Source organism: Labrys sp. Lb11 (genome assembly GCF_057554225.1).
On the sequence record NZ_BAAJOT010000004.1, the window covers coordinates 872,026 to 889,419 of the forward strand.

14 protein-coding genes are annotated in these 17,394 nt (G+C 68.2%); 4 read left to right on the plus strand and 10 right to left on the minus strand.

From position 1 onward, the window contains the following. Positions 1-67: 67 nt before the first annotated feature. The 4 genes from sucD to AC27L4_RS18600 form a co-directional block, all read right to left on the minus strand. A complete protein-coding gene (sucD, locus tag AC27L4_RS18585) occupies positions 68-979 on the minus strand; it encodes a succinate--CoA ligase subunit alpha (RefSeq protein WP_487143778.1) in 912 nt (303 codons plus the stop codon). Between the two features lie 3 nt (positions 980-982). Continuing rightward, complete coding sequence (locus AC27L4_RS18590; RefSeq protein ID WP_487143779.1) at positions 983-2,161, minus strand: malate--CoA ligase subunit beta; 1,179 nt, start codon at positions 2,159-2,161, stop codon at positions 983-985. Positions 2,162-2,187: 26 nt separating this feature from the next. After that, complete coding sequence (locus AC27L4_RS18595) at positions 2,188-3,138, minus strand: HpcH/HpaI aldolase/citrate lyase family protein (RefSeq protein ID WP_487143780.1); 951 nt, start codon at positions 3,136-3,138, stop codon at positions 2,188-2,190. A gap of 86 nt (positions 3,139-3,224) precedes the next feature. After that, positions 3,225-4,412, minus strand: a complete 1,188-nt coding sequence (locus tag AC27L4_RS18600; RefSeq protein ID WP_487143781.1) for an aminotransferase class V-fold PLP-dependent enzyme — start codon at positions 4,410-4,412, stop codon at positions 3,225-3,227. A 575-nt stretch (positions 4,413-4,987) separates the two neighbouring features. On the opposite strand from AC27L4_RS18600, the gene AC27L4_RS18605 reads away from it, so the two are divergent. The 3 genes from AC27L4_RS18605 to AC27L4_RS18615 all read left to right on the plus strand — a co-directional run bounded on the left by AC27L4_RS18605 (position 4,988) and on the right by AC27L4_RS18615 (position 7,524). After that, positions 4,988-6,229, plus strand: coding sequence for a DEAD/DEAH box helicase (locus AC27L4_RS18605; protein WP_487143783.1), 1,242 nt, complete (start codon positions 4,988-4,990; stop codon positions 6,227-6,229). Positions 6,230-6,269: 40 nt separating this feature from the next. Further along, positions 6,270-6,551 carry a translation initiation factor IF-1 gene (gene infA / locus AC27L4_RS18610; RefSeq protein WP_487143784.1) on the plus strand — a complete coding sequence of 94 codons (282 nt, stop codon included), beginning with the start codon at positions 6,270-6,272 and terminating at the stop codon, positions 6,549-6,551. 268 nt (positions 6,552-6,819) lie between these two features. Next, a complete protein-coding gene (locus AC27L4_RS18615) occupies positions 6,820-7,524 on the plus strand; it encodes a class II aldolase/adducin family protein (RefSeq protein ID WP_487143785.1) in 705 nt (234 codons plus the stop codon). On the opposite strand, the gene AC27L4_RS18620 is transcribed toward AC27L4_RS18615, so the two are convergent. The 4 genes from AC27L4_RS18620 to AC27L4_RS18635 form a co-directional block, all read right to left on the minus strand. Then, the gene (locus AC27L4_RS18620; protein WP_487143786.1) at positions 7,462-8,016 is read right to left on the minus strand and encodes a cupin domain-containing protein; all 555 of its coding nucleotides are present in this window, start codon (positions 8,014-8,016) and stop codon (positions 7,462-7,464) included. The genes AC27L4_RS18615 and AC27L4_RS18620 overlap by 63 nt on opposite strands. 191 nt (positions 8,017-8,207) lie before the next feature. Further along, the gene (gene hslU, locus AC27L4_RS18625) at positions 8,208-9,509 is read right to left on the minus strand and encodes an ATP-dependent protease ATPase subunit HslU (RefSeq protein WP_487143787.1); all 1,302 of its coding nucleotides are present in this window, start codon (positions 9,507-9,509) and stop codon (positions 8,208-8,210) included. A gap of 403 nt (positions 9,510-9,912) precedes the next feature. Further along, entirely contained in the window at positions 9,913-10,491 is a 579-nt protein-coding gene (gene hslV / locus AC27L4_RS18630) for an ATP-dependent protease subunit HslV (protein WP_487143789.1), read from the minus strand. 95 nt (positions 10,492-10,586) lie between these two features. Further along, positions 10,587-12,656, minus strand: a complete 2,070-nt coding sequence (locus AC27L4_RS18635; protein ID WP_487143791.1) for an FUSC family protein — start codon at positions 12,654-12,656, stop codon at positions 10,587-10,589. A gap of 93 nt (positions 12,657-12,749) precedes the next feature. Here AC27L4_RS18635 and AC27L4_RS18640 point away from each other — a divergent pair, with 93 nt between their 5' ends. Beyond that, positions 12,750-13,907 (plus strand): aminotransferase, encoded by a 1,158-nt coding sequence (locus AC27L4_RS18640; RefSeq protein WP_487143792.1) that lies wholly within the window; start codon positions 12,750-12,752, stop codon positions 13,905-13,907. A gap of 235 nt (positions 13,908-14,142) precedes the next feature. Here the strand turns inward: AC27L4_RS18640 and AC27L4_RS18645 are convergent, their stop codons facing one another. Then, a complete protein-coding gene (locus AC27L4_RS18645; protein ID WP_487139914.1) occupies positions 14,143-15,936 on the minus strand; it encodes an IS1634 family transposase in 1,794 nt (597 codons plus the stop codon). Positions 15,937-16,102: 166 nt separating this feature from the next. Beyond that, entirely contained in the window at positions 16,103-17,299 is a 1,197-nt protein-coding gene (locus AC27L4_RS18650) for a hypothetical protein (RefSeq protein ID WP_487143794.1), read from the minus strand. Positions 17,300-17,394: the final 95 nt, after the last annotated feature.

A 17,394-nucleotide genomic window follows, 5' to 3' on the forward strand; every position in this document is an offset into this window, starting at 1 on the left:
GATCCTGCCAGACCGGCGGCCATGGGCACAATGCCTCTTCGACGTCCTCTGCGGCAGCGGCGCCCGTTCACCCCGCCTTGCGGATCGGAACCGTGTTCGCCGCCAGCATCGCCTGCACCGTGGTGCCGAATTCGGCCGGGGTCGGCACGATGGTGACGCCGCAGGCCTTCAGGATCTCGACCTTCTCGGCCGCGCTCTCCCCGCTCGCCGAGACGATGGCGCCGGCATGGCCCATCTTGCGCCCCTTCGGCGCCGACAGGCCGGCGATATAGGCGCAGACCGGCTTGGTCATGCGGTCGCGGGCATAGGCGCCGGCCTCGGCCTCCTGCGGGCCGCCGATCTCGCCGATCATGACCACCGCATCGGTGTCCGGATCGTTCTCGAACAGTTCGAGGATGTCGCGGTGCGAGGAGCCGTTGATCGGGTCGCCGCCGATGCCCACCGAGGTCGAGATGCCGATGCCGAGCTCCTTGAGCTGCGAGGCCGCCTCGTAGCCGAGCGTGCCCGAGCGGCCGACGATGCCGACGCGGCCGGGCAGGTAGATGTGGCCGGGCATGATGCCGACCAGGCTCTCGCCGGGCGTGATCACGCCGGCGCAGTTGGGGCCGAGCAGGCGCATGCGGCTTTCGGCCTTGTAGCGGCGCATGTAACGCTTGACGCGCATCATGTCCTGGGCCGGGATGCCGTCGGTGATGGCGACGCACACCTTGATGCCGGCATCGGCCGCCTCCATGATCGAATCCGCGGCGAAGGGCGGCGGCACGAACACGACCGACACCGTGGCGCCGGTCGCGTGCACCGCCTCCTTGACGGTGTCGAACACCGGGACGCCGACCGCGGTCGTGCCGCCCTTGCCGGGCGTGACCCCGCCGACCACCGGCGTGCCGTAGTCGATCATCTCCCGGGCATGGAAGCTGCCGATCTTGCCGGTGATGCCCTGGACCAGGACCGGGGTCGACTTGTTGATCAGGACGGACATGGCTCAGGCTCCCGGCTGGTAGGTTCTGGCGGCCGCGACCGATCTCTGGGCGGCTTCGGCAAGGGTGGTGGCGGAGATCACCGGCAGGCCGCTCTCCTCGATGATGCGGCGGCCCTCTTCCACATGCGTGCCGGCCAGGCGAACCACCAGCGGCCGGTCGAGGCCGGCGAGCTCGACCGCCTTGACCACGCCCTGGGCCACCCAGTCGCAGCGGTTGATGCCGGCGAAGATATTGACCAGCACCACCTTCACGTTCTTGTCCTGGGTCACCAGACGGAAGGCCTTGGCCACACGTTCGGGCGTGGCGCCGCCGCCGATGTCGAGGAAGTTGGCCGGCTCGCCGCCGGCGAGCTTGATCATGTCCATCGTCGCCATGGCGAGGCCGGCGCCGTTGACGATGCAGCCGACGTCGCCCTCCAGGCCGACATAGGACAGGCCGCGGTCGGCCGCCTGGGTCTCGCGCGGGTCCTCCTGGCTCTTGTCGCGCAGCTCGGAAATGTCGGGGTGGCGGAACAGGGCGTTGTCGTCGAACGACATCTTGGCGTCGAGCGCCAGCAGACGGTTGTCGGCGGTCAGCACCAGCGGATTGACCTCCAGCATGGTGGCGTCCTTGTCTCGGAAGGCGCGATAGCAGCCCAGGATCAGCTGCGTCGCCTCGGCGATGGCGCCGGTCGGCAGGCCGAGGGCGAAGGCGAGCTCGCGGGCCTGGAAGCCCTGCATGCCGACGGCCGGCTCGACGGAGAGACGGATCAGGCTGTCGGGCTTCTCGGCCGCGATCTCCTCGATGTCCATGCCGCCTTCCTTCGAGGCGACGACGGCGACGCGCTGCTCGGCCCGGTCGAGCACGAAGCCGAGATAGAACTCGCGGGCGATGGCGACCCCGCCCTCGACATAGAGGCGGTAGATGCCCTTGCCCTGGGGGCCGGTCTGGTGAGTCACCAGCTTGCGGCCGAGCATGGCCTCGGCGGCCGATTCGACCTCGTCCTCGCTGCGCACCACCTTGACGCCGCCGGCCTTGCCGCGGCCGCCGGTGTGCACCTGCGCTTTGACCACCCAGACCGAGCCGCCGATCTCGCGGGCGCGGTAGGCCGCCTGCTCGGCGCTGTAGGCGAGGCCGCCCCGCGGGATCGGCACGCCGAACTTGGCCAGGATCTCCTTGGCCTGGTATTCGTGAATGTCCATGTTGCGTTTCCCCTGCCTCTTCTTCGTCAGGCCGCCTTGGCGGCGATGGCGTCGGCGACGGTGACGACGTTCTGGGCCATGCGCGCCGAGGCGGCGTCGATCATCCGGCCGTCGAGCTGGGCCGCGCCCTTGCCCTGCGCTGCGGCCTCCTCGAGCGCGATCAGGATGCGCTTGGCCCGGTCGACCTCGGTGGGCGGCGGCGAGAACACCTCGTTGGCCATACGGATCTGGCTGGGATGGATCGCCCACTTGCCCTCGCAGCCGAGCACGGCGGCACGCCTGGCCGCGGCGATGTAGCCGTCGGGGTCGTTGAAGTCGCCGAACGGCCCGTCGATGGCGCGCAGTCCGAAGGCCCGGCAGGCCGTCACCATCCGGTCGATCGCCGCGTGCCACTGGTCGCCGGGATAGTCCGGGTTGAGGCCGCCGATCACCACGGTGCGCGAGCGGCGCGAGGCGGCGAAGTCGGCGACGCCGAAATGCAGCGCCTCCAGCCGCTTGGTGTAATGCTGGCGGGCGATCTCCTCGACATTGGCCATGCCGAGCGCGGTCTCGATCAGGGCTTCCAGGCCGATGCGGTTGGGAAGCTTCTTGGCCTCCTCGATCTGCGTCACCATCGCCTCGACCATGTAGAGGTCGTGCGGGGTGCCGACCTTCGGCACCAGGATGGTGTCGAGCCGCGCCCCGGCCTGTTCGACGATGTCGACCACGTCGCGATACATGTAATGCGTGTCGAGGCCGTTGATCCGGATCGAGACGGTCTTGCCCTTGCCCTTCCAGTCGATGTCGTTCAGCGCCTGGATGATGTTGCGCCGCGCCGCCTCCTTGTCGGCGGGGGCGACGGCATCCTCCAAGTCGAGAAACACGAAGTCGGCGGCGGATTCGGCCGCCTTGTCGATCATCGACGGGTTGGAGCCGGGGACGGCGAGCTCGCTGCGCTGCAGGCGGGTCGCGACCGGCTTGTATTGGGTGAAGCTCATCGGGCAGTGCCCTCCTTGGGCGCGGCGCCGTCCTGTCCCGCCCCTGGCGGGGCGGGAGGCGTGCCGAAGAGATCGGTTGGCGTGGATCAGGCGGCGGCGGCGTAGACGTTGCGGCGGCTGCCGTAATAGCTCTGCGCGGCGGCGACGCCGGAGCCGAACTCGATGCGGGCGCCGCAATCGACCAGCGCCATCTCGGCGGCGCCGAGCGCTCCCAGCAGCATCAGCTCGTTGAGCGCGCCGAGGTGGCCGATGCGGAACACCCTGCCGGCGACCTTGTTGAGCCCGACGCCGAAGGAGACGCCGTAGCGGTGATAGGCCTGCCGCGCTACCTGGCCGCTGTCGACTCCCTCCGGGACGACGATGGCGCTCACCGTGTCCGAATGCCATTTCGGCTCGCGGGCGCACAACGTCAGGCCCCAGGCCTGGACCGCCTGGCGCACGCCCTCGGCCAGGTGGTGGTGACGGGCGAACACGTTCTCCAGGCCCTCGTCGAACAGGAGGTCGAGCGAGGCCCTGAGGCCGCGCAGCAGCGTCGTCGCCGGCGTGTAGGGGAAATAGCCGTCCTTGTTGGTGCGCATCATGTCTTCGAAGGAGAAGAAGCAGCGCGGGAACCTGGACGACCTGTGCGCCTCCAGCGCCTTCTGGCTCACCGCGATGATGGCCAGGCCCGTCGGCAGCATGAAGCCCTTCTGCGAGCCGGAGACGATGGCGTCGACCCCCCACTCGTCCATGCGGAAATCGATCGAGGCCACCGAGGACACGCCGTCGACATAGAGCAGCGCCGGGTGGTCGGCCGCGTCCAGCGCCCGGCGCAGGCCGGCGACGTCGGAGGTGACGCCGGTGGCGGTTTCGTTGTGCGTGGCGAGCACGGCGCGGATGGTATGCGCCTTGTCGCGGGCGAGGATCTCGGCGAACTCCTCGACCGGCACGCCCTCGCCCCAGGGACGCTCGACCACCACGGTCTCAAGCCCGAGGCGCTGGCACATGTCGGCCCAGAGCAGCGAGAACTGGCCGAAGGTGGAGATCAGCACCTTGTCGCCGGGATTGAGCGTGTTGGTGAGCACCGCTTCCCAGCCCCCGGTGCCCGAAGCCGGAAAGATGAAGGCCTGGCCGGTCTCGGTCTTGAACACCCGCTTCACGTCGCGGAACAGCGGCAATGTCAGCTCGGGGAAGTCGGGCGCGCGCATGTCCTCCATCGGCAGGTTCAGGGCACGACGCACGGGATCGGGGATGTTGGTCGGTCCTGGGATGAAGAGACCGGTGTGATGCTTCATGGCGTTCCTCATTGACGTGTCTGGTTGGCTGACGTGGCCGTGTACATCTGGGAGGATCAAGGTGTACGACACGAGGCGGCGCGGCAAGTCAGCGTGGCTGCGCAATATTGGCGCAGGAATTGTAATGAAAAGCAAGCGATTTCACTCCAATGGGCGATTCGCTATTAGTGCGTTCTTATATTTCAGGGAAACTGAAGTCGGCATTCAGCTTTTCTTACTTTAAATGACTTCAGAGATATGGGAAATGCATATGGCGATGAGCGCTCGCGAAGGAGCGCGGCGGAGCTTTGCGCCGGCGGCGATGCGGCCGGCGGGCCGGTCGTTCTGCGCTTTTTCCTTGACTTAATTCCCAGAATGCATCAGCAACCGCCTGCATCGATCGCCTGAGGGTCGCGCGGCGCGCTGGGTTTTCGTCTTTTCGAAGCAGCGCCTGACCTTGGGCCATCCCTGAAACAATCCGCCGAGCCCATCCGCGCGAGGGCCGCGACGTAGCCGGACCGACGAGGCCGGTGATCGCGGACCCGGCGACGGCGCACGCCGTCGTCTCTGACGTGGGCAGGCATGAAGGACCTATGATGACCGACTTGATTTTTCCGGCCCTCGGCTTGGCCGAACCGCTGCTGCGCGCTCTTGTCGCAGCCAATTACCACACGCCCACGCCGATCCAGGCCCAGGCTATCCCGCCGCTGCTCGAAGGCCGGGACATGATGGGCCTGGCGCAGACCGGCACCGGCAAGACCGCCGCTTTCGCCCTGCCGATCCTGCAGCGCCTGTCCGCCGTTCCCGCCGGCCCCGGCCCCAAGGGCGTGCGCGCCCTGATCCTGGCGCCGACCCGCGAGCTCGCCCTGCAGATCGACGAGAGCTTTCGCACCTATGGCAAGCATCTGCGCCTCAAGACCGCGGTGGTCTTCGGCGGCGTCGGCCAGGGCAACCAGGTCAAGGCGCTCTCGGACGGGGTCGATATCCTGGTCGCCACGCCCGGCCGGCTGCTCGACCTGCACCAGCAGCGCAAGGTGCGGCTCGACAAGGTCAAGATCCTGGTGCTCGACGAGGCCGACCGCATGCTCGACATGGGGTTCTCGCGCGACGTGCTGAAGATCGTCGACGAGACGCCGATGGAGCGCCAGTCGCTGCTGTTCTCCGCCACCATGCCCAAGACCATCAAGAAGCTGGGCGAGGAGATCCTGCTCGACCCCGTGCATGTGGAAGTGACGCCGGAGGTGGTGACGGTCGACAAGATCGACCAGTTCGTCTTCCACGTGCCGAATTCGGTGAAACGCGCGCTGCTGCTGCACCTCTTGAACGATCCGGCGATGACGCGCGTCATCGTCTTCACCCGCACCAAGCACGCGGCCAACCGCGTCGCCGACCAGCTCGACCGCGCCGGCGTCCGGGCGGTGGCGATCCACGGCAACAAGTCGCAGAATGCCCGCCAGCGGGCGCTGGAGGATTTCCGCACCGGTGCGGCGCGCATCCTCGTCGCCACCGACATCGCCGCCCGCGGCATCGACGTGGACGATATCAGCCACGTCATCAATTATGAGCTGCCGGCGGATGCCGAGAGCTATGTGCACCGTATCGGCCGCACGGCCCGCGCCGGGCGCAGCGGCGTCGCCTATTCCTTCTGCGATGCCGCCGAGAAGGGTGAGTTGAAGGATATCGAACGGTTGACCAGGAAGCCGCTGCAGGTTGCCGCGCCGGTGCAGGGGCTCGAGGCCGACCAGCATCGCGATCGCGGGCATCGTCCGGCCCACCAGGACCAGCGTCCGCGCGATCGCAACCGCGGCGCGCGCCGCCCCCAGCGACGCGCTGCCTGACAGAGGCGCTGCGATGAAGACCCAAGCCTAGAGAGAGCCCATGGCCAAAGAAGAACTGATGGAGTTTGAAGGTTCCGTCTCCGAGGTCCTGCCCGACGCCCGCTTTCGCGTCACGCTGGACAACGGCCACGTGATGATCGCCTACACCGCCGGCAAGATGAAGAAGAACCGCATCAAGACCATCGAGGGCGACCGCGTCACCGTCGAGATGAGCCCCTACGACCTCGACAAGGGCCGGATCATCTTCCGGCACAAGGACGAGCGCGCCGCCACCGGCCCGCGTCCGCCCCAGCGCGGCGGCGGCAATATGCGCCGGCGCTGAGCCGTCCGACGGTCCGCGCCGCACGGCGCGAACGGACCACGCCGCAGTGTCGCCCCCCGCCCGCCGCGGACGGGGGCGCAGGGCTCTGCCCGGGCTCCGCCGATGTCGCGGCGCCGCCGGGCCTCACGTCATTCCGTCCGCCCGCGCCGTTGCTTCTTCCCGTCGCCGGCATTCCGGGCCGGCTCGAGGCTCTCGGCGTCACAAGGCGCTTGCAGCGTTCCGGCCCATGCGGCATGGATGGCGCAACGTTTGCGAGGGAGACGGCGGCGTGAAGAAGGACGAACTGGCACTGCGCAAGGAGATCATCGACAAATGCCGGTGGATGAACGCCCACGGTATCAACCAGGGTACCTCCGGCAACGTCTCGGCCCGCTACAAGGATCGGATGCTGGTGACGCCGTCGGCCGTCCCCTATGACGAGATGGAGCCGGAGATGATCGCCTCCATGCCGCTGGAGGAGGATTACGGTTCCTGGGAGGGACCGCTCAAGCCGACGACGGAGTGGCGCTTCCACCTCGACATCATGAAGGCGCGGCCGGATGTGAACGCCATCGTCCACACCCATGCCATGTACTGCTCGATCCTGGCGATCGCCAACAAGCCGATTCCGGCCTGCCACTACATGATCGCCGCCTTCGGCGGTCCGAGCATCCGCTGTGCGCCCTATGCGACCTACGGCACCAAGGAACTATCGGAAAACGCCTTGGCTGCCCTCAAGGACCGCAACGGCTGCCTGCTCGCCAACCATGGCATGATCGCCGTCGGCTCCAGCCTCGACAAGGCGATGTGGCTGGCGCACGAGTTCGAGACTCTCGCCAAGCAGTACTACCACACCCTGCTGATCGGTGGCCCGGTGGTCCTGCCGGACGCGGAAATCGCCAAGGTCCAGGAAGGCTTCAAGAGCTACGGGCTACAGGACAAGCGCGGAGCCGAAGCTGACGGAGCGGATCGCAAGAAAGCCAAGGCGGTTTAGCAGCGAAACGACCGCGCCGTTGGCGGCGGGGGGGCCGGCCGCCAATGGCCCGGCAGGCGCCGCGGCCCGCCCGGTCAGCCGGACGCCCAGGCGGCCGAGCTTGCGCGTCGCCTTCAGCCATAGGCTCACCGGCCGCGGCAGGGCGTCGTGGCAGAAGGCGAGCTTGCGCACATAGTGCGGCACGCGCCAATGCGCCCAGGTGCCGGCCCGGAACAGCGCGACGTCGCCCGGGCGCAGCACCCGCGCCCCGCGGCCGTCGTCGACCACCACCTCGCCGTCGAGGATGTGGACGACCTCGTCGCCGCCGAAATACCAGTTGAAGGTGCCGGCCGTGCAGTCCCAGACCGCGGTCAGGGCCGCGCCGTCGGCCGTGCGCGACAGTTCGACCGCCCGGGCGCGCGGCGTTCCTTCCAGGATCCATTCCGGCCGGATCGGCGCCGGCTTCAGCTTGGCCTCGCTCAGGCTGGCGCTGACGATGGGGTCAATTGTCATTTTGTCATCCTCGGCACCGCATTACAGCGCAGGGATGAGTTTTGTCTTTCCGCGATCGCGGGAAAATCGTGAACTTGCGTCAATCCTTCACGCTGCCTGCCATAGGTGGCGTCCCGGACCGGTCCATGCTGCCGATCCGGGACGTCCCGCCGAGACGTTGAGCTTCCGCTTCGGGCGGCCGGCGCCCGTCTTCAGAGGATGAACCGGCTGAGGTCGGCGTTCTTGGCCAGGTCTCCGACGGTCCTGTGCACATAGGTCGCGTCGATGGTGGTGGTCTCGCCGCTGCGGTCGGGCGCGGTGAACGAGATCTCGTCCAGCACCCGCTCCATCACCGTCTGCAGCCGCCGGGCGCCGATGTTCTCCACCGTCGAGTTCACCTCGACCGCAACCGAGGCGATCGCGTCGATGGCGTCGTCGGTGAAGATCAGCTCCAGGCCTTCGGTCTTCATCAGTGCCACATATTGCTTGATCAGACTGGCCTCGGTGTCGACCAGGATGCGGCGGAAATCGTCGCGGGTCAGCGCCTGCAGCTCGACCCGAATCGGCAGGCGGCCCTGCAGCTCCGGCAAGAGGTCCGACGGCTTGGCGACGTGGAAGGCGCCGGAGGCGACGAACAGGATGTGGTCGGTCTTCACCGCGCCATGCTTGGTGGAGACGGTGGTGCCTTCGATCAGCGGCAGCAGGTCGCGCTGCACGCCCTCGCGGCTGACGTCGCCGCCGGCCCGGCCCTCCCGGGCGCAGATCTTGTCGATCTCGTCGAGGAAGACGATGCCGTTGTTCTCCACCTGGCGGATGGCCTCCTGCACGATGTTGTCCTGGTCGAGCAGGTTGTCGGCCTCGTCCTGGATCAACTGCTCGTAGCTTTCCCGGACCGTGGTGCGCCGCTTCTTCGTGCGCCCGCCGAAGGCCTTGCCGAACATGTCGCCGAGCGAGATGACGCCCATCTGGCCCTGGGGCAGGCCGGGGATGTCGAGGGTGGGGGCGGAGGTGTCCTTGACCTCGATCTCGATCTCCTTGTCGTCGAGCTCGTTGGCGCGCAGCTTGCGCCGGAAGGAATCGCGCGTCGCCGGGCTGGCGGTGGCGCCGACCAGCGCGTCGAGCACCCGTTCCTCGGCGGCGAGATGGGCCTTGGCCTGCACCTCCTTGCGCTTTTCGGTCTTGGTCAGTGCGATGCCGATGTCGAGCAGGTCCCGCACGATCTGTTCGACGTCGCGACCGACATAGCCGACCTCGGTGAACTTGGTCGCCTCGACCTTGAGGAAGGGGGCGTTGGCAAGCTTGGCCAGGCGCCGGGAGATTTCGGTCTTGCCGACGCCGGTCGGCCCGATCATCAGGATGTTCTTGGGCATCACCTCCTCGCGCAGCGTCTCGTCCAGTTGCAGCCGGCGCCAGCGGTTGCGCAGGGCGATGGCGACCGCCCGCTTGGCGTCGTGCTGGCCGACGATGTGGCGGTCGAGTTCGGAGACGATTTCGCGGGGGGAGAAGATGGTCATGGGGACTCGGAAGTGGGGCAAAGCTGCTACATAGTGGGAAGACGACGGAAATTCATCAGCCGCGACTCGCATGACGCCGGAAGCGAAAGGGCCGCCTGCGCTCTGGATCGTCGCCGGGCCGGGCGGTGCGGGCAAGACCACCTACGCCTTCCGGCACATCCGAGCCGTGTCCGGCTCGGTTCGCTTCGTCGATCTCGACGAGATTGCCCGCGGGTTGTCGCCGCTCGATCCGGCGGCGGAACCTCGACGGGCGGCCGGGATGGCGCTGGCGCTGGCGCGGGTCGGCGAGTTGATCGGGCGCGGTGCCTCCTTCTCTTGCGCGGCGACACGGCCGGCTCCCGCCGGCCCCGACCACGGTGCTCGCGGGCCTGCCCGACGGTGCCGAGGGCTGAGCGCCGGCCGCTCACGCCGCGTCCAGGCTCTCCAGCACCAGATTGTGGTTGGTGTAGACGCAGATGTCGGCGGCGATGCCCATGGCCTTGCGCACGATCGCTTCCGCGTCGAGGTCGGTGTCGGCCAGCGCCCGGGCGGCGGCCAGGGCATAGTTGCCGCCGGAGCCGATCGCCATCACGCCGCCCTCCGGCTCCAGCACGTCGCCGGTGCCGGTCAGGGCGAGGCTGACCGACTTGTCCGCCACCAGCATCATCGCTTCCAGGCGCCTGAGATAGCGGTCGGTGCGCCAGTCCTTGGCAAGCTCGACGCAGGCGCGCGTCAGCTGGCCGGGATATTGCTCCAGCTTGGCCTCCAGGCGCTCGAACAGGGTGAAGGCATCGGCCGTGGCGCCGGCGAAACCCGAGATGACGTCGCCCTTGCCGAGCCGCCGCACCTTGCGGGCATTGCCCTTGATCACCGTCTGGCCGAGGCTCACCTGCCCGTCGCCGCCGATCACCACCCGCCCGCCCTTGCGGACCATCAGGATCGTGGTGGCGTGGAAGGGCGAGCGCGGCCCGTGGTCGGTCATGCTGTCGTGGGGAAACGTCATCGGCGGTCTCGATTTGCGGTGCGCCTTATCTATGGAGCCTTGCGGCAAACGCAAAGCCCGGGTTGCGAATGCGCCCGCGACTCCGGGCCCGCCGCTCAGGCGGCGCGCCCGTCGCCGTCGGGGCGTGTGAAGAAGGACGGGTGGTCCTCGATCACCGCCGCGATCAGGCGCAGCGAGGCGGCGGCGTGGAGGGGGGCAGGGGCCGGATCCTGCGCGGTGATGCCGGCCGCGGCCGACCGCAGCGCCGCCACGGCCGCCAGCGCCTGCCCTTCGCCGTGCGGCCCGGTGCGAATCAGGCGGGCGAGGCCGGCGAGGCTGTCGGCCAGCACCCGGCGCACGCCGGCCGGCAGCATCTCGGCGGCGAGCGCCCGGCGCAGGCGCAGGATCTCCAGCCCGAGCATCACCGAGGCGACGGCGCCGTCCAGCCTCACCTTGCCGGCCTCGCCCTGGCGCTGCAGCAACGGCATCAGCTGGTTGACGCGGTCATAGGCCAGGCTCTCGAAGGCCGAGGGGCTGGGGATGCGCTCATGCAGGCACAGGCGCAGGAGATCGCCATGCATGGCGTCGATCAGCCGGGCGATCCTCTCGCGCGGTCGAAGCGGCAGCACCACGGTAAAGACGCCGATGCTGATCAGGATGCCTATCAAGATCGAGGCCGTGCTGGCGAAGAAGACATGGGGCGCATAGGCCGTGATCTCATGCGGACTGAGGAAGACCAGGAAATTGATGGCGAAGGCGGTGGCCAGGCCGGTGAAGCGCGGATCGGCCATGCCGAGTCCGGCCGGGATCAGCACCGGGGCTACGAACAGGGCGAACCAGCCGAGGCCCGGGAAGGCCGGCAGCAGGATCTGCCCGACCAGGAAGGCGAAGGGCGCGGCCAGCAGCGTGCCCTTGAAGAAGCCCCAGGCCGACCGGACGGGATCGGGCATCGAGGCGAACAGGCTCGACACCACCGCGACGATGATCGCGGTGCCGACCGCGTCCGACCAGCGCGTCGCCATCCAGAAGGCGGCGACGCAGAGGCTGGCCGCGGCGGCGCGGACCGCGTTGGCCAGCGCCGCCTCATGGTCGCGGGAGACCAGGAGCGTCGGCAACCCGTGCGGACCGACCGCGTCGGGCGAGCGCAGGCGCAACGCCGCCAGGCCCTGCAAGGCCGTCTTCAGGGCACCGAGGAACTCGATCAGCATGGTCAGGCGGGCGACGGTGCCGACATTGTCGTCGTCCTCCAGACTGCCTTCGTCGAACGCGCGCTGCGCCGCGGCGGCGAGCGCCTCGATGCGGGCGATGAACGGACGCACCTCGCGCAGGGCCTCAGGCCCGGCCGCCATGTCGGCGAGGATGCCGGCGAAGGCCTGTCGCAGCGGCTGCAGCGTGCGGCTGGGATGGGCGGAGCGAGCTTGCAGCGTCCGTGCCGCCGACAGGGCGGCGAGGATGTGGCCGATGGTGTGGCGAGCCCTGCGGCCATGGGTGACCAGGCGCGGCGCTTCCAGCCGGGCATAGGCGCGCAGGGCGGCCAGTGCCTGCGTGTCGGCGATCAGCCGGGCATACATGCCGTCGAGCTCGTCCTTGCCGAGGCCGCGGATCGGTCCGGAGGCGTAGCGCGCGAGGTCGGCGATGCAGGCGGCGAGACGCTCGACGAGCGTGTCGCGGGCGAGCTGGGGCAGGACGAAGCGGCCGATGATGCCGGCGCAGACGATGCCCAGCATGATCTCGGTGCAGCGCGCCACCGCCAGCTCGCCCGACAGATGCGGATGGCCGAGGGCGGGTAGGCCGATGATCGCGGCGGTGTAGCCCGCCAGCGCCGCGCCATAGGCTTCCGGGTTGCGCAGCATCGAGGCGACGAAGGTGCACAGCCCGATCCACGCCGCCAGGATCGCGATGAACAGCCAGGGCGAATCGCCTGCGACCGCGGTCATGCCGACAGCCACGAGGGCACCGGCCAGCGTGCCCGCCAGGCGGAAGAAGCCCTTGGCGAGCACCATGCCGGCGATCGGCTGAGAGACGATGAACACCGTCATCATCGCCCATTGCGGCTGGCCGAGCCGCAATGCCGAGGCGGCGACCAGGGCCAGCAGCCCGCCCGCGGTGGTGCGCACGGCAAAGATCCAGTCCGCCCGGGGCGGCATGGCGAGACGGGGAGCGAGGGCGGGAAAGCGCGGGGACATGCGCGCCGATCATTGCCACCGCCGCCCGGCCGGCGCAAAGCCCGATCGTTTCGGACATTGCCTCGGAGGGGCCTCGCGTCTACAGATCTTGTCATGAATTCCGTGTTCGCCGACCTGCCCACCACCATATTCGAGGCGATGTCGCGGCTCGCCCGCGAGGCCGGCGCCGTCAATCTCGGCCAGGGGTTCCCCGACGATCCCGGCCCGGAGGATGTGCGCCGCATGGCGGCCGAGGCGGTGCTGACCGGCTGGAACCAGTATCCGCCGATGCTGGGCCTGCCCGAACTGCGCCAGGCGGTCTCCGCCCATTACCGGCGTTTCCAGGGCCTGGAGCTGGACCCTGAGGCCGAGGTGATGATCACCTCCGGCGCCACCGAGGCGATCGCCGGGGCGCTGCTGGCGCTGATCGAGCCGGGCGACGAGGTGGTGCTGTTCCAGCCGATGTACGACGCCTATCTGCCGCTGGTGCGGCGCGCCGGCGGGGTGCCGCGCTTCGTGCGCCTGGAGCCGCCGCATTGGCGGCTGACGGAAGAGGCGCTGGCCGAGGCGTTCTCGCCCCGGACCCGGGTCGTTCTGTTCAACAATCCGCTCAATCCCTCGGCCTCGATCTTTCCGGACGAGGATCTGGCTGTTCTGGCCGCCTTTTGCCAGCGCCATGATGCGATCGCGGTTTGCGACGAGGTTTGGGAGCATGTGGTCTTCGACGGCCGCCGCCACAGGCCGCTGATCGGCGTTCCCGGCATGCGCGAGCGCACAGTCAAGATCGGTTCGGCCGGCAAGATCTTCTCGCTCACCGGCTGGAAGGTCGGCTTCGTCATGGCTGCGCCGCCGGTGATGCGGGTCCTGGCCAAGGCCCATCAGTTCCTCACCTTCACCACGCCGCCGAACCTGCAGGTGGCCGTGACCTACGGGCTGGCCAAGGAGGATGCTTATTTCGACGGCATGCGCCGGGACCTGCAGCGCTCGCGCGACCGGCTGAGTCGCGGCCTCGCGGAAGCCGGCTTTGCGGTGCTGCCAAGCGCCGGCACCTACTTCGTCAATGTCGACCTCGCCGCCAGCGGCATTGCCGAGGACGATGTCACCTTCTGCCGGCGCCTGGTGTCGGATCACGGCGTGGCGGCCATCCCGGTGTCGGCTTTCTACGCCGAGGGCGCGGTCTCCTCGGTGGTGCGCTTCTGCTTCGCCAAGCGCGACGAGACGCTGGATGCGGCGCTGGAGCGGCTGCGGGGCCTGCGCCGAGCCGGAGCCTGAGCAGTGCCTCGCGGCTTCCGCAACGATCGAGTTCGCAGGCTCGATTCTGCCCAAACAGGTTCCGGAGAACCTGCCTAAAGCGTTTTGCGTTTTGACGGACTCGCGTCAAGTCGCAAAGACGCGTCGAAACAAGGAGCTAGAGCAAAGAGCGTTTCCACCAAAACGCGCTTTGCTCTAGCCCGTCTTCGCGGATTGGGGGCAGATTGAGGCATCCCCGCGGTTGGCGATCAATGGGTTAGGCTAAAAGGTCTTCACTACGTCGACTGGCTTGGGCGAGGACGGAGGAGGTGATTCTGGGCGGGGGCTGTGGCGGCAATTGGAGCTTGAGGCGGCTGATGAGGAGGCTGAGTTCGGGCTCGGGCTGGGTGTAGCGGGTCAGCTGGATCTCGCGACCATCGGTGGTGGGCAAGTGGACGTCGATCATCTGGATGGCAACGAACTTTTCCAGAGCACTTCGAGCGGTCAGTCCCGGGGCCAGGGCGTGGAGGCGGCGGGTCAGGGTGATCTGCAGGCAATAGGCCAGGAAGGCGATGAAGATGTGGGCTTCTATCCGCCTCTCATCCTTGTGGAAGACCGGGCGGATCGCCAGGTCGCCTTTCAGGGTCTTGAAGACCTCTTCGACGGCGACGAGCTGAATGTAATATTGCCATAGCAGGGCGGGATCGTTGTCGGTGAGATTGGTTCGCAGCAGATAGCGCCCTTCACGCCGTCTGATGGTTCGCAGCCTCTTGCGGTCGAGGCGGAAGGTCAGCCCGCCGTTCTTGTCGATGTCGACATCGACCAGGCGCCAGGCGGTCGGCGCCTTGGAGCGCGCGGCGCCCAGCTTCATCAGGAGCTCCTCGCGGGAGACCGCCATGGCGGCGATCTGCCGGAGCCGCTTCCACAGCCATTTCAACTGCCGCCGCCGCATGGCCCGTTCCTTGGAGACGCGGTCGAGGCTCTGGGCGAAGACATAGAGTTCGCCATCCTCGGCCAGCAGCTTCACCTGAACGCCCTGCCGCGCCTCCTGCCAGGGCTTGTCCAGCAGGTGCTTTTCCAGGCGGTTCAGCCGTCCCTTGGGCGTTCCCACCAGATACTGGACCGGCGGGTCACTGGCCCGCATCTGTGCCAGGGCCGCCTCGGTGGGAATGCCGCGATCCATCACCCAGACGCGCCGCGCCTTGCCGTATTGCTGCTCGATCTTGCCGAGGAACATCCCCAGCGTCTTGCTGTCGGCGGTGTTGCCGGCCAGCACCTCGTAGGCCAAAGGCAAGCCCTCCGGGGTGACGACCAGGGCGATCACCACTTGCGGACAGTCCGGCCGCTTGTCGCGGCTATAGCCGTGACGGCGCTTGTCGCCCTCGGGCAGATCCGAGGCGTTGACCTCAAAATAGGTGCTGGTCAGATCGTAGAGCAGCACGTCGAAGCGGGCGTTGAACAGATCGCGCCAGCGCTCCGCCAGATGAGCGAACAGGGTCTGCCTGTGCGCCAGGAGCAGGTCGTGGCAGGCATACAGTTTGTGCGCCTCGGCCAACCCGAAGTCCGCCCCCAAGAGGTCGGCCATGGCGCTACGCTCGAACCATTCGCGATGCAGGCGCCATTCGCTGCCCGGTGCGATCAGGCGATAGGTCACCAGAACCTGAAGCACCTGGTCCCAGCGTGTCCCCTTGCGGCTCGGCGGCAGGCGGTCGGCCCAGAACCGATCGAGGTGCAGGTCGCGCCATAGGAGCCCGGCCAGCCAACAGGCACCCCATTGGCGCGGCCGGCACAGCCGGAGCTCCGACAAGCGAAGCTGCACCACTGAGGCATCGGCCGCGACGGCTTGGCAGCGATCCTCCGGAAACAGAGCCAGCGTCTGTCGATCGCCGGTGTCGGTATCGAGCACCTCGATGGCTTTGCGCCAGGCGGCGGCCTGAGAAGAGTTGATTTCACCCAAATACAAAACCTGCCGCTGCACCACCCGGCCATCGTCGAGACGCTTGTTCTCGACGATGTTCCAGTAGGTATGCGTCTTGCCGTCCTTCCTTCGCTCGGTTCGTCGCAGAAACATGGCGACATGAATCTATGCACGCCAAACCGTATCTTGGAAATAGCCTAGGTCTTCACTACAGCCGATTCCGGTAGAACATGCGAACCTCGCCTCAATCAGATCAAATACTTACGCGCTCAAAAAACCTCGAAATCGACGTTTCCGCGCGCGAATCCGCGAAGACGGGCTAGCGCCAGCTGCGGGCCCGGCGCGAGACGAAGGCGAGCGACACGGCGGTCAGGCCCAGTGCGGTGATCCACCAGCTCTGCCAGGCAGCCAGGCCTGAGAACATCATCACGGCGGCCGAGGCGAACACGGCCAGCGTCGCCGGCTGGGCCTTGGCATCGACCCTCTCGATCGCCAGGAGCGCCACGAACAGGGCGACGGCGGCCAGCGCCACGCCGACCAGGCCGAGTTCAAGCCAGATCTGCAGGGCCGCGTTGCGGGGAGAGCCGAGCACGACGCCGCTGGAGCCGCGCTCGAGCGCGCCGCTCGCCTCGTAGCCGAAGCCCTGCAGGATATGGGTGGGCAGGGAATAGGTGACGTCGCGCCAGGCCGCGACCAGGCTGTCGCCCTCGCGTGGCAGCAGGAAGCCGCCATATTTGGCCATCAGCCAGCCCGCCAGGGGCGCCAGCAGCAGCAGTGCCAGGACGCTGCCGCCGATCGCGACGATGCTGGTGCGCGGCCGCCAGGTCGCGAGCAGGAAGGCCAGCAGCCCGGCGAGAAAGCCGGCGATCACCACGAGGTTGTGCACCAGCCACAGGGCCAGCGCCACCAGCGCCCCGATGGCGACCGCCTGCCAGGTGCGTCCCTTGGAGGCGAGCGAGCCGATCGCCGGCCAGGCCAGCAGCACCAGCAGCGTGGCGGCGCGCTGACTCTCGGCGCTGTCGGGATTGGGGCCGACCAGCGAGGCGAGCGGCGAGTGCGGCACGAACAGGGTGGCGAGCGCCAGGGCGGCGATGGCGACCCCGACGGGAATGAGATTGACGTCGCTGAGCTTGGCCTGGTCCTTGAGGCAGGCGATGGCGCCGGCGAAGAGCGCCACGCTGCCGATGACGCTGATCAGGCGCCCCAGCGCCTCGATGGGGCGCGGCGTCCACAACAAGGTGACGGCGACCCACAGCAGCAGGGCCGCCAGGGCGAGCGCCTGGGGTGACACCAGAACCCGGCCGAAGCGCCCGCAAGCCAGCACGAGGCGCCCGTCCAGGGCCGCTGCCAGGATCAGGAGCGCCGTGGCGATCGGCACGAGGATGCCGACGGTGCGGCGCGACACCATCGCCAGCACCGGCACGATGACGACGAGCAGGAACAGGCCGAGGCGCGTCAGCAGTCCTGACACCGCAAGGGCGGGATCGAGGGGGGCATCATAGGCGCGCCGTTCCATAGCGTCACTGGTCCATCCGAAACGGATTCACTCTGCCCGTCCGCCAGTCGTCGCGTAAATGGGAGAAAAGTCACACTCTCCGCAAAAGCGCACCA

What these genes read in the sequence shown, in the direction of transcription:
- sucD (WP_487143778.1), bottom strand. Translation starts at nt 979, where the DNA reads ATGTCCGTCCTGATCAACAAGTCGACCCCGGTCCTGGTCCAGGGCATC.
- AC27L4_RS18590 (WP_487143779.1), bottom strand. Translation starts at nt 2,161, where the DNA reads ATGGACATTCACGAATACCAGGCCAAGGAGATCCTGGCCAAGTTCGGC.
- AC27L4_RS18595 (WP_487143780.1), bottom strand. Translation starts at nt 3,138, where the DNA reads ATGAGCTTCACCCAATACAAGCCGGTCGCGACCCGCCTGCAGCGCAGC.
- AC27L4_RS18600 (WP_487143781.1), bottom strand. Translation starts at nt 4,412, where the DNA reads ATGAAGCATCACACCGGTCTCTTCATCCCAGGACCGACCAACATCCCC.
- AC27L4_RS18605 (WP_487143783.1), top strand. Translation starts at nt 4,988, where the DNA reads ATGACCGACTTGATTTTTCCGGCCCTCGGCTTGGCCGAACCGCTGCTG.
- infA (WP_487143784.1), top strand. Translation starts at nt 6,270, where the DNA reads ATGGCCAAAGAAGAACTGATGGAGTTTGAAGGTTCCGTCTCCGAGGTC.
- AC27L4_RS18620 (WP_487143786.1), bottom strand. Translation starts at nt 8,016, where the DNA reads ATGACAATTGACCCCATCGTCAGCGCCAGCCTGAGCGAGGCCAAGCTG.
- hslU (WP_487143787.1), bottom strand. Translation starts at nt 9,509, where the DNA reads ATGACCATCTTCTCCCCCCGCGAAATCGTCTCCGAACTCGACCGCCAC.
- hslV (WP_487143789.1), bottom strand. Translation starts at nt 10,491, where the DNA reads ATGACGTTTCCCCACGACAGCATGACCGACCACGGGCCGCGCTCGCCC.
- AC27L4_RS18635 (WP_487143791.1), bottom strand. Translation starts at nt 12,656, where the DNA reads ATGTCCCCGCGCTTTCCCGCCCTCGCTCCCCGTCTCGCCATGCCGCCC.
- AC27L4_RS18640 (WP_487143792.1), top strand. Translation starts at nt 12,750, where the DNA reads ATGAATTCCGTGTTCGCCGACCTGCCCACCACCATATTCGAGGCGATG.
- AC27L4_RS18645 (WP_487139914.1), bottom strand. Translation starts at nt 15,936, where the DNA reads ATGTTTCTGCGACGAACCGAGCGAAGGAAGGACGGCAAGACGCATACC.
- AC27L4_RS18650 (WP_487143794.1), bottom strand. Translation starts at nt 17,299, where the DNA reads ATGGAACGGCGCGCCTATGATGCCCCCCTCGATCCCGCCCTTGCGGTG.